The 12,167-nt window shown below is 53.6% G+C and carries 10 protein-coding genes; 4 read left to right on the forward strand and 6 right to left on the reverse strand.

Annotation, left to right across the window (positions count from 1 at the left end):
* Positions 1-126 precede the first annotated feature (126 nt).
* The 6 genes from def to A0W33_RS09465 form a co-directional block, all read right to left on the reverse strand.
* Complete coding sequence (def, locus tag A0W33_RS09440; protein WP_068837919.1) at positions 127-696, reverse strand: peptide deformylase; 570 nt, start codon at positions 694-696, stop codon at positions 127-129.
* A complete protein-coding gene (gene ruvX / locus A0W33_RS09445; protein WP_068837920.1) occupies positions 693-1,112 on the reverse strand; it encodes a Holliday junction resolvase RuvX in 420 nt (139 codons plus the stop codon). Before ruvX ends, def begins: the two co-directional genes overlap by 4 nt.
* A 112-nt stretch (positions 1,113-1,224) precedes the next feature.
* Positions 1,225-3,642, reverse strand: coding sequence for a TonB-dependent receptor (locus tag A0W33_RS09450; RefSeq protein WP_068837921.1), 2,418 nt, complete (start codon positions 3,640-3,642; stop codon positions 1,225-1,227).
* Between the two features lie 6 nt (positions 3,643-3,648).
* Positions 3,649-5,022 (reverse strand): HTTM domain-containing protein, encoded by a 1,374-nt coding sequence (locus tag A0W33_RS09455; protein ID WP_068837922.1) that lies wholly within the window; start codon positions 5,020-5,022, stop codon positions 3,649-3,651.
* 78 nt (positions 5,023-5,100) lie between these two features.
* On the reverse strand, positions 5,101-6,216 hold the full coding sequence (locus A0W33_RS09460; RefSeq protein ID WP_068837923.1) for an imelysin family protein: 1,116 nt from the start codon (positions 6,214-6,216) through the stop codon (positions 5,101-5,103).
* Positions 6,217-6,300: 84 nt separating this feature from the next.
* The gene (locus tag A0W33_RS09465) at positions 6,301-7,404 is read right to left on the reverse strand and encodes a DUF4856 domain-containing protein (RefSeq protein ID WP_068837924.1); all 1,104 of its coding nucleotides are present in this window, start codon (positions 7,402-7,404) and stop codon (positions 6,301-6,303) included.
* Between the two features lie 297 nt (positions 7,405-7,701).
* Here A0W33_RS09465 and A0W33_RS09470 point away from each other — a divergent pair, with 297 nt between their 5' ends.
* The 4 genes from A0W33_RS09470 to A0W33_RS09485 all read left to right on the forward strand — a co-directional run bounded on the left by A0W33_RS09470 (position 7,702) and on the right by A0W33_RS09485 (position 11,939).
* Positions 7,702-9,354 carry a S41 family peptidase gene (locus A0W33_RS09470; RefSeq protein ID WP_068840037.1) on the forward strand — a complete coding sequence of 551 codons (1,653 nt, stop codon included), beginning with the start codon at positions 7,702-7,704 and terminating at the stop codon, positions 9,352-9,354.
* A 355-nt stretch (positions 9,355-9,709) separates the two neighbouring features.
* A complete protein-coding gene (locus A0W33_RS09475) occupies positions 9,710-10,915 on the forward strand; it encodes a homogentisate 1,2-dioxygenase (RefSeq protein ID WP_068840038.1) in 1,206 nt (401 codons plus the stop codon).
* Positions 10,916-11,017: 102 nt separating this feature from the next.
* Entirely contained in the window at positions 11,018-11,545 is a 528-nt protein-coding gene (locus A0W33_RS09480; RefSeq protein WP_068837925.1) for a hypothetical protein, read from the forward strand.
* Between the two features lie 16 nt (positions 11,546-11,561).
* The gene (locus A0W33_RS09485; RefSeq protein ID WP_068837926.1) at positions 11,562-11,939 is read left to right on the forward strand and encodes a co-chaperone GroES; all 378 of its coding nucleotides are present in this window, start codon (positions 11,562-11,564) and stop codon (positions 11,937-11,939) included.
* Positions 11,940-12,167: the final 228 nt, after the last annotated feature.

Consider the following 12,167-nt stretch of genomic DNA (forward strand, 5'->3'; position numbering starts at 1 on the left):
AGTGGCTTTAAGCAAAGAACAGCCCCATCAGTTCGAAAGTGGCAGCCCTGCTACTGCCAGCACATAAAAGCAAAAGCGCCTGCCACAGTTAAATGGCAGGCGCTTTTGCTATAATCAAGTACAGACTTAGCGTCTCTTCGTCAGAGCGGGGAAGTTCATTTTGTAGTCTGCGTCTACTTCGCCTTTCGATATCTTGGCGAGCTTGTTTTTGATCAGGCGCTTGCGCAGGCCGTTCAGGTAATCAGTGAACAGGATGCCTTCGATGTGGTCGTACTCGTGCTGGATCACGCGGGCGTTCATGCCATCGTACGTGTCTTCGTGTTCGTTCCACTCCTCATCAAAATAACGGATTACGATGCGCTCCGGGCGGTAAACCACCTCGCGCACGCCCGGTATACTTAGGCAGCCTTCTTCAAAGCCCCATTCCTCACCGTCCTCGTCCACAATCTCCGGGTTGATGAACGCCTTCTTCAGGCCTTTGCCTTCGTCTTTTTCGTCCATCATCGGCTCCGAGTCGATCACGAACAAACGAATGCTTTTGCCAATCTGCGGGGCAGCCAGGCCTACGCCGTGCGCATGGTACATGGTGGCAAACATATCGTCCACCAACTCTTTCAGGTTCGGGTAGTCCTGCGGAATATCTTCAGCTACTTCTTTCAGGACGGGGTCGCCGTAGGCAACAATCGGATAAATCATATATAACTTCTGCTTTCTAGATACGACTGTAAAATAATGGCGGCGCTCACGCGGTCTACCGTGCCTTTGTCCTGGCGTGCTTTCTTTTTAAGGCCACCCGCCAACATGGTTTGCTGCGCTATTTTCGAGGTAAAACGCTCATCCACCAAATGCACTTTCACCTCCGGAAACTCCTTCTGCAACTTCCGCTGGAAACCAACCACGTGCTGGGTGTTGTCGGTGGCGTTGCCAGCTAGGTTGCGCGGCATGCCCAGCACAAACGCCTCCACCGGTTCGCGCAGTACATAAGCCTTCAGGTAAGACAACACATCCTGGGCATGAACGGTTTCTAATGGGCTCGCGATTATCTGGAGCGTGTCCGTAACGGCCAGCCCCACCCGCTTTGTCCCATAGTCAATACCCATTATTCTGCCCATAGCGTTCGCTTCTCTACTACAAAGGTAGTAATTTTAGCTTTGAGTTCTTCATCAGGCTTTTAGGCGATTTCAGGCAGAACGCCTGCGGTAACGCGATCTACACCACCTAGGGCTACAGCTTAAACTGCAGCGAGAGGTAGAAGCTGCGTGCATCCGACGGAATAATGCCCGGACCCGGATAGCCCGTGGCGCGGCGGGTAAAATAGCGGTTATCGGTCAGGTTGTTGATGCCTGTCTCCAACGTGAAGCGCCCGTAAGTATAGCTGCCCGAGAGGTCCATCACCCAGTACGCCGGGATAATGCCCACCACCGCAGTTGGCTCAAGTATGGAATTGGCAGGGTCGGTATACTGCTCGGCCGTGTAAGAGTATTGATAGGCCAGTTTAAAGTTATTGCGCTTAAAGGCCAGACCCGCCTTGGCGATCACGGCAGGAGCCAGCTCTACGTTTTTGCCGTCCACATCACTTTCAGAACTCTCATAAGTGGTGTACACATAGGTGATGTTGGAGAAAGCCGAGAGGCTGGTCGGGTGGTCGGCGCCATAGTATAGCTTCAGCAGGTCCGCTTCCACAAAAGTTTCCAGCCCGTAATGGTATGAGTCACCCACGTTGGTGCGCACCCGCTGGATCTGGTAATTGGGTGTTACCTGGTTAATGGAGCTGATCCGGTCTTTGTACGCCAGGTAGAACAGGCTCACATCATAGTTGAGAACGCCGCTGCTGTTGCCCCGCACACCAAGGTCCGAAGTATAGCCGCTCTCATCCTGCAGGTTCTGGTCCACGAGCTGGTTCGGGTTCACCACACGCATGTCGTTGAAGTTGATGGCGCGGTAGTTCTGCGAGAAGTTGCCGTATACTTCCAGCTGCTCGTTGGGTTTGTAACTTAGGCCCAGGCCCAGCAACAGGATGTTTCGTGAGTTGCTGCGGTCCTCCGCCTTTGTCTCGTCCCGAATTACGTTTCCTGCCTGGTCGGCAATCACCTCGCGGTAGCTACCGTCTGCGTTGGTGTTGATCCACTCGTAGCGCGCGCCGGGCGTTACGCTTAGTGTTGGGGTGATGTTGAAGATGTTCTCGGCAAACACGGCCACGTTGCGGCTCAGGTAATCGTAGCTGGACTGGCTCGGCGCACCCGTCTCAGAATAGAAGCGGAAATCCGAATCCGAGCGGGAAGAGCCGTTACCCTGCTTCTGGTCTGTCAGGCCGTGGTAGTAACGGGCGCCCACCAACAGTGTGGAGAAAGAGTCCAGGAAATTGTAGCGGGTAATCAGGCGCGTTTCGTTGCCGAAGTTGTTGAACTGGTCTTGTAGCAGGAGGCGCTCCCGCATCGGGTCTGCCCGGTTGATCTTCTCCAGGTAGCCCAGTGCATCGCGCTGCGCCAACAAACCAAAGTTGCGGATGTTCAGCTTCGTGCGCTCGCTCAGGCGGTAGTCCAGCGTGAGGGCCAGCAGGTTCCACTTTACCTTAAACCAGTTGCGGTTGCGCACCGATTGGCGGGCATCCTGGGCAAAGGCCGCATCCGTGAGGCCACCCGGCTGCTGCGCCAGGTAATCCATAAAGGTATAGTCAAAGCCTATCTCCAGCCGGTCTGTTGGTTTGTAGTGGATAGAGCTGAAGGCGGTGTGGGCATCAAAATTGGAGTTGTCGCGCCAGCCGTCGCCGCGTTTGTACTGGTAAAAACCGTAGTAATGAAACTTGCCTTTGCTGCCGCCCACACTGTTAAAGGAGTTGAACAGGCCCCAGGAGCCCACGGTTTGGCGGGTGGTGAGCTCGAAGGGTTTGTCCTCCGGGCCCTCTTTCATCACAAAATTAATCATGCCGCCAAACTGGGTGCCATACTGCAGCGAGGCCGCGCCGCGCACCACCTCAATTCGGTCAAGGGCCTCAACGGGAGGCGTGTAATAACTTTCCGGATAGCCGAGGGCATCAGCCGAAATATCGTAGCCGTTCTGGCGGGTGTTGAAGTTGGAGGTGCGGTTCGGGCTAAGGCCACGCCCCCCGATGCCGAGCTGCAGACCCGCGCCATCGCTTTCCCAGATGTTGAGACCGGCTACTTTCGCGAATACCTGGCGGCTGTTGTTGGTGGCTTTGTTGGCCGAGATATCTTCGATTACGACCACTTCGCTTTTCTTGCCTTCGTAAATAGCGGTGCCCTCTACTGAGTTCAGGCGCGTAATGCCAAAGGTCTTTTCCCGCTCCCCCTTCACCTTCACCTCGCTGATCTTACCTTCGAGCGGCTTCAGTATAAAGTTGAGGATAACAGGGCTGTTGGTGATGATTACCTGCTGTGTAGCCGAACCCAAGCCTACACTATAGGCCGTGAGGGTATAGGTGCCGGCAGCCAGGTTGCTGATGCTATACTTGCCACTGGCATCGGCCTGAAAGAGGTTGCCTGTGTTGGTGAGCAGCACCTCTGCCTGCGGCACGGGTTGCCCGTTGGCGGCATTGGTAATAGTACCGGAAACAGAATAGGACTGTGCCAGGGCAGCCAGGCAGCTGCAAAGGAAAAGAACGGTCGTGAGCGTGTAGCGCATGTGTGTTTAATTCTGCCCTACCGCGTTCTGCGGCGGGGCAACGTCTTCTAAAGGTAAAATCCAGGGCTTGGGCAGGAAGCTCTCTTTTTCGGCAGCCAGATTAACTTTCGGATCGATCAAAAGGCGGCTGCCACGGCCATTCATACTTACATACACCTCGGCGCGCACCTCCACACCCGGCATACCGCGTTCCGCGAAGTCCTGCTGCAGCATGTGCGCGTACTGCAAAATCATGTCCGGCTGCGTGGCCATCTGCTTTTCCTGGTTCACGGTAAGGTAATCGCGGTTGTTGATTTCTGTCTCAAAGCCTGTTTTCGGGTGGCGGACGTAAAAAAACGTGGTGCCGGTTTTCTCCATCAGCATCACGCGCCAGGAGAAGCGGTAGCCCTGCTCAGTCCAGAACAGCTGGCCGGGGTACAGCAAATAGCGCCAGGGCAGGAGCACCTGCAGCAGGAAATAAAAACCAAGTATACCGAGAAGTATAGGCTGGCCAGCGGTACCGGCAAATCTAGGTAGGGCTGGCTTCGGCACCTTTGCTATACTTCGGAACAGGCCCAGCAGCCTCTCATGGAAAGCTGGGGAGAAGAAAATCAGCGTACTCACCATCATGATGTAGGGAAACATGCCAATCTGGAAAAGCACCGCCGTAAGCACGTGGAACACCACCACCGTGGCATAGGCCAGCAGCCTGCTCCTGCGCCAGCTCAGGAAGAATGGGATAGTCAGATCATAAAAAGCGCCGAACCAGCAGAACAGGTAGGCCACCCATACTTCGTCGAGCAGCGGGCCGATGAGCGGCAGGTGCGTGTGCGCCGGTAGCCAGTAACGCAGCGGCATGGCCTCCAACAGCCAATCGGGGTTAAGCTTGGCGATGCCGGCATAGAAGTATACCAGCCCCAACTGCAGCTGAAAAATCAGCACGGCCCAGCGCGGCACATGGCTCACCCAAAGACCGTGTTTGCGCAGCACATCCACCGAGAAGTGGCGGTGCGCCGGCACCAGCACCAGCAGCAAAGCCACCACACTCACAAAGTAGTAGTGGTTGAGGTAATTCGTTTTGTCGATGAGCTCGACGTAGGTAAAGGAGAGGAAAAACAGCAGCGCCGAGAAGCGGTAGAAAAGCCCCAGCATAATACCCAGGGCAGCAAGCGCCATCAGCGTGAACAGGGCGTACATGCCCGCCTCCCCCAGCGGCTGCACCCACTCAAACCCGTAGTAGGGGAAGTATACCTTTGGCTGCACATACAGCTCCGTTACCCAGTCCTTGCCTATAAAGCGCAGCACGCTGGCCAGCATCATCCCTCCAAAAATAACACGGAACACCGCCAGCGGGGCCGCGGATACAGGTTGGGAGAGGTGTGACTGTAGCTTCTGTAGCATAGGATGTATACTTCCGTATTACCTGGAAAAGCAGATTTGCTCCCCCAGAGTATAATTGCCTCCAGGGGGAGCAAAATGTTAGTCGCCGTCGTTGTCCACGTAGGTGATGGTAACGCCCAAAGCGGCTGGCATGTCTGTTTTGGTGAGCACGATAAGCTTCTGCATTTCGTCGTACACTTTGGTAACTGCCTGAGGCTGCGAAACCACAGCTTCGGACAGCGGGCCCTGCACAGCGTTGGCAGCAGCCAGCGCGGCATCGAACTGAGCCTCTATGGCCTCAGACAGTAGTCCCTGCCCATACATGGCGCCCACGTGGTCGAGGTAATCATCTAGGCCGGGGCCATTGGTTCCGTTGGCGCTCTGTCCCATAAACACCGCTTTCTCGGCACGGATCGTCTGCTTCAGCAGCTCCAGTGAGTTGCCGCTGTAGTAGGCTTCCACCTTCTCCGGCAGTGGGGTACCTGAGTTAAACCTTCCGCTCGGAAAGCCCAGTTTGGCGCGCTTCGTCAGGTCAATATCAGAGTTAAGCTCATTCACCAGGTTGCCTACGGCGCTGCCCACTGCGGTGCCTTCGGCCTGCTTGAACTTTGCGGCAAAGCCACCGGTAGTCCAGGCGTTATGTACCGTTGTGGCGCGTTGTTTTATCAGGTTGGTAACATCCTGCAGGTACTTTTTACGGTTGGCGGCGCTGTTGCCTGTTGTGTATTTCGCCACTACCTCAGCCTCGGTGCCTGCCCCATACAGCAGGTAGTCCAGGGCCGGAAAGCCTTTCGCATCCAGGTTCTCGGTGGCCTGCAGGTTATAAGTGCCCGCAGCGATGTTGCCCTCGATTTCGTTCGCAGCTGTTGGATATATGTTCAGGTTGGTGCGTAGCAGTTCGTCGCTGGCGGGGCCAAACTCAAACGCGCTCACATCCTGCCAGCTTTTGTTGGCATCGAGGTAAGCCGTTCGTGCAGCAGCCAGCGTGGCGGCCGAAGGAGTTGCCGTGAAAGCATTTATGGCCGTAGCCAGGGCATCTGTTTTGCTGTTGAAGGTAGTGTAGGCTGGTATGATCAGGTTTTCGGCATAGTTGTTCACCATCGCCGTGCGGTCGTACGCTGTTTTAGGGCCTTCGCCCTCGCTATCAGAACCACAGCCTGAGAAGGTGGCAAGGCAGGCAAGTGCTACAACCGTATATCGCTTAAATGCTAGCATAGTAGTATGATTTTAAATGAGAAAGCAGCAACCGGGCAATGGCCTGGCTGCTGCACTTTGTACTCTCTTAGAAAGCCTTAGCCCTTATAGCTGGCCTTTGATGCTGTCCATCTTGTACACAGCGCTCAGGATATCAATGGCTTCGTTAATGTCGTCAGCTGTGGTGGCGTAGAGGTTAGTGCCGATGGCATTCTTCACCTCCTGGTACTTCTCATTCGTCAGCTGGCGATCTGTCTTGTACTGCAGGCCCATCAAAAAGCCCAGCGCCTCAGACAGGTAGTGGCTCTTTTTCGCCTGGTCTGCCATGTTTTTCTTCGCGGCATTCAGCTCGTGTATGGTCGAGGCGGCTACCAGGCGCTCCCACTCGGTGCGGATCGTAGCGGCGGCTTCGTCTTTCGCTTCCATGTCTTTTGCCGAGATAGCGGCACGGCCTTTCAGGAAGGCATCCATCAGCGCTTTGTTGCTGCCCAGGGCGGCATCAACCTGGTTGCTGTAGTTAGCCCAGAATTTAGCGCCCTCAGTCTCTTTAGGAAAATTAACGGGAGCTCCGAAATAACCGAAAGCCTCGTCCCAATGGTGCTCCATATCGGTGCCTTGGCCGTCTTTTACAGTGGTGTTGTCTACTGCAGGGCCAATTTTCTCGGCTGATAAATAGCCGTCCACCGCCTGGAAGTATAAAACGGCGCCCATCAGGCCTTTCTGTATCAGCTGGGCATACTCTACACCGTTAGCATCTACCAGGTAAGGCTTGTTGTCTGCGGTAGTCAGAATACCGGCTTTACCAGGTGCGGCTGGCGTAGTGCCTAATAGGCTGGCTTGGGCTACAGCATCAAAATAACCCTCAAAAACAGGTCGTGCCGACTCAATAGTTTTGTTTTTCAGCTGCTTATCAGTTGCCGCGTTCAGGCTGGCATCGGTGAAAGGTGTGTTGACGTTAGCGTACATGTTTTTCAACTTCTGCGCATCCAATGGTCTGCCTGTGTTGCCGGTTTTAACATAGGCATCAATTTCACTTAGCATGGCAAGGCGGGTTGTCTGGCCTGAGTAGTTCACATTGTCAAATGTGTAGGTTTCGGGCACATTGTAAGATGGCGCGTCGGTTTCATCGTCAGAGCAGGAGGTGAAACTTACGCAGGCTGCCAAGCCTACGAGCGTTAAAGCAGCATGACGTCTGATTGAAGCAAGCATAGTTTATAGTTTAGTAGTGTACAGTTTATTTAGACTGATTTAAAATAGTGGAGCAAAGCTAAGGAGCAAAAGCGAATGAGGCAAGGCTTATTTAGAACAATTTTAAATTGACAGGAAATTACGAGCAAAAGCTGCCGCGGTAACCGTGTCGCAGCGGCTCAAAGGAGCAATGCGGGGCTGCAACTTTACTTATTTGTACTTGTATAGATATAGGGGACCTGTGTATATTTAAGGTAAAATATTGCATTGCCTGCCAACGGGCATCCGATGCAGTTTAAAATCAAGCATATGGAAAAGATGGAGCAGGAAGATGAAAGGGGGCCAATCCGGAATTCTTCGTTTCAGATAAAGCTGCCGCTGTTCATCGCGATGGCATTGGTGGTAGGCGTGTTGCTGGGGGCCACTACGTTCTCACCGTCATCAAACAACCCACAGGGCACGGCCAAAAGCTACCTGAAGTTCCGCGACATCCTGAGTTACATAGACCGCGACTACGTGGACACCGTGAATATAGAGGCGCTGGCGGATTACGGCATCACCCAGATGCTGAAAAAACTGGACCCGCACACAGCCTACATCCCCGCCGATGAACTGGCCATGGCCCGCTCTTACCTGGAGGGCGACTTCGAGGGCATCGGGGTGGAGTTCAACATTTTTAAGGATACCATCTATGTGGTGTCGCCGATCAGCGGAGGCCCTTCTGAGGCTGCGGGCATACAGGCCGGCGACAAGATTGTGAAAGTAAACGGCGAGACTGTGGCCGGTATCGGCATCACGAACGAAGGCGTGTTTAAGCGCCTGCGCGGCAAGCAGGGCAGCAAGGTAAACCTGACTATACTGCGCGATGCCACCCGCAAGCCACTAAACGTTTCAATAGAGCGCAGCAAAATCCCTACTTCCTCGGTGGATGTGAGTTACATGGTGGATAACACCACCGGCTACATCAAAGTGAGCCGTTTCTCGGCCAACACCTACGAAGAATTCAAAGAGGCGCTAACCAAGCTGAAGGGCAAGGGAATGCAGCAGCTTATACTTGATTTGCGTGGTAACCCCGGCGGCTACATGGATCACGCCATCCGCATGGCCGACGAGTTTGTGTCGGGGGAGAAGATGATCGTGTACACCGACGGCAAAGGCGACAAGTATGATTCCAAGACATTTGCAGAGCAGAAGGGCGCTTTTGAGAAAGGCCCGCTGATCGTGCTGCTGGACGAGGGCAGTGCCTCGGCCTCCGAGATTGTGGCCGGCGCCCTGCAGGACAACGACCGTGCGCTGATAGTGGGCCGCCGCTCGTTTGGCAAAGGCCTGGTGCAGGTGCCGATTCCGCTTAACGACGGCTCTGAGCTGCGCCTTACTATTTCGCGCTACTACACCCCAAGCGGCCGCTCCATCCAAAAGCCTTATGCCGGCGATGCGGAATCCTACGAAATGGACATTTTGAACCGCTTTGAGAACGGAGAGTACTTTCACCCGGACAGCAGCCTGTTTGTGGACTCGCTCAAGTATAAAACACTGCAGGGCCGTGCGGTTTACGGCGGCGGCGGCATTATGCCCGATGTGTTTGTTCCCCGCGATACCATGGAACTGTCGCACTACCTGAGCCAGCTCTACAACAAGAACATTATCCGGGAGTATACCCTTAACTATTACCGCAAAAATAAAAACACGCTAGAGAAGATGCCGTTCGAGAAGTTCAAGGCAAACTTCGAGGTAACGGACAAAATGCTGCAGGACGTGGTGCAGATGGCCCGGGAGGCAGAGGTGGAGTACAACGAGGCGGAATTCAATCGCTCCAAGAACCTGCTCCGCAACAACCTGAAAGCCTTCATTGCACGAAGCGTGTACGGCAACCAGGGCTTTTTCCCGATCCTGCACCAGTCCGATGAAGAGTTTCAGCAGGCGATCCGGCATTTCAGCAGGGCACAGCGGCTGGCCTCAGATAGTATGTAAGTATAAGGGTTGACAAAGGAACGTTTGACAAAAGACAAGGGAGAAAACGTTTTTCTGAATATGATTGAGCTGCCCCTCTGAGGAGGCGGTTTAACTAGAAGTAAATTTATCCTACTCTTGTCCTCTCGAACGCTGTGAGAGATCTATATAAAGTTCCAGATAGATTTCTCACTGCGTTCGAAATGACAATGGAGAGTGAGACAGTTAAATCTAGAAAAATTCTCCTCCGCAGAGGGGCCAGGGGTGGGTTTAAAGCTAACAGAGTACTCTTTAGTCTTTGATCGAAAAGTCTTCAATAAAAAAGTCCTTTGTCAATCCAGCATCTAAAAACAGCATCACCATAAAGCACCATACCATGGCTTTTTACCATAGAATGGGAGAGATCCCGCACAAGCGACACACCCAGTTCAGGCAACCCGACGGCAGCCTCTACGCAGAGCAGCTGGTGGGCACGCTGGGCTTCAGTGGCGTATCCTCGCTGCTTTACCACATTAACCCGCCCACGCAGATCAGCCGCATCGGCGAGCCGAAACCTTTTGCCCCCAAAAAGGCCGAGAACGTGAAGCTGGCCCCGCAGCACCTGCGCACTGTGGAGGTGAACGCCACCGGCTCCGACTACTTAGATGCGCGCAAAACCATGCTCTTCAACAGCGATGTGGCCATCAGCGTTTGTAACCCCTCGGCGCCGGAAATGGCGTATTACTACAAAAACGCACAGGCCGATGAGGTGGTGTTCGTACACGACGGGACCGGCGATCTGCTGACCCAGATGGGGCGCATCCCGTTCGGGCCCGGCGATTACCTCGTAATTCCGCGCACGGTTATTCACAAGTTCCGGTTCGATCAAAGCGAAAAGCAGGTGCGGCTGTTAATCATAGAATCTTTCAGCCCGATTGAGACGCCGCGCCGTTACCGCAACCACTTTGGCCAGTTGCTGGAGCACTCGCCGTTCTGCGAGCGCGACATGCGTCCACCGGTAGAGTTGATCACAGAGACAGAGAAGGGCGAGCGCCTGGTACAGGTGAAGAAGGAGGGGCAGCTACACCAGTTCTATTATGATTTCAGCCCGTTTGATGCTGTGGGTTGGGACGGTTACTTCTACCCTTACGCGTTCAACATCGCGGATTTCGAGCCGATTACGGGCCGCATTCACCAGCCGCCTCCGGTGCACCAGACCTTTGAGGCGCACAATTTTGTGATCTGCTCCTTTGTGCCGCGCCTGTTCGACTACCACCCGCTGTCTATCCCGGCGCCTTATAACCACTCCAACGTGGACTCAGACGAGGTGCTATACTATGTAGAGGGTAACTTTATGAGCCGCAAAGGCGTGGAGCGCGGGTCGTTCACCATCCATCCGGGCGGTATTCCGCACGGCCCGCACCCCGGCACCGTGGAGGCAAGTATAGGCAAGAAGGAAACGGAGGAGTATGCCGTGATGATCGACACCTTTAAGCCACTGTACCTGACTGAGGATGCCCTGCCATACTTAGACGAAAACTACCCGATGAGCTGGAACGAGCACGGCGACGGCAAGGTGCGCAAAGGCGATATGTTTGATTAAACTGCCCGGTATTTTGTAAATTGCGGCAAGCGCATGAGGGTAAGCCCTTTATTGCGCTTGCCGCAATTGTTTTATTATACTTCACCCTTACAAATTAACAAAATGAAGCGAATAGCGTTGAGCTTTGTGCTGCTGGTGGCTTTGGTAACAGTAGCCTGCGAAAAAATTGATGACCTACTGACATTCTACATTGACGAGGATGAAACCTTCACCATCGACTCCAGCTTTCCGATAGGGCGACTGGTGCCGATCACACCGTTTACGGTGCCTACCAACTCTGAGGAAACGTTTAAAAACAACCAAACCCGCGCCGAACTGGTGAAGGATGTAAGCCTGAACAAGCTCACGCTGGTGATTACTGATCCGCAGCAGCAGAACTTTGATTTTCTGGATGAGATCGAGTTGTACATTTCCAGTGAAAACCAGCCGGAAGTAAAAATCGCTTTTCTGGAGGAGGTACCGATGGGGGCCACCCAGTTGGAGCTAAAATCCACCAACGCTAAACTGGATGAGTACATCAAAGGCGAAAGTTACACCATCCGCACAAAAGCTGCGCTACGGAAGCCTGTTTCGCAGGACATAACTATCAAGGCTGATATGCGTTTCAAAGTAACCGCTGACCCCTTATAAGATGGATACATTACAAATGAGGATTTCAAAAGAAAATAAGCTGGAGAAGATCATCATCGTGGGCGATCGCGTGCTGATCAAACCAAAAACCGCCAGTGAGCTAACCAAGAGCGGCTTGTACCTGCCGCCGGGCGTGCAGGCCAAGGAAAAGGTGCAGGAGGGTTATATCATGAAGGTGGGGCCCGGCTATCCTATTCCGGCAGACTATGGCTTTGAAGAGGAGCCGTGGGGGCAGGAGGAGGAAGAGGTGCGCTACATCCCGCTTCAGGCAAAAGAAGGCGACCTGGCCATTTACCTGCAGCGCGATGCCATTGAGATCAACTACCTTTCAGAGAAATACTTTATCGTGCCCCAGTCAGCTGTGCTGATGCTGGTGCGCGAAGAGGATTTGTAGTTGCCATACTTCGTGAAAAGAGAGAAGGCCATACTTGCACAAGTATGGCCTTTTTCATGCGCAGGCAAATCAGTTTATACTTTGTAACGAAGTGTAGATTGCCGCTTCAAAGCCTATGGCGCCATTCCGATTGCGGCTTGAGGAAGGCAGTGAAAACCATTTATGATCAAAGGACTGATTGCGTTAGTAAATCATTTATCTCCGAACAAAAATTTGTATAATTTTATA

The sequence above is a fragment of the Pontibacter akesuensis genome, assembly GCF_001611675.1.
Classification (GTDB): Bacteria; Bacteroidota; Bacteroidia; order Cytophagales; family Hymenobacteraceae; genus Pontibacter; species Pontibacter akesuensis.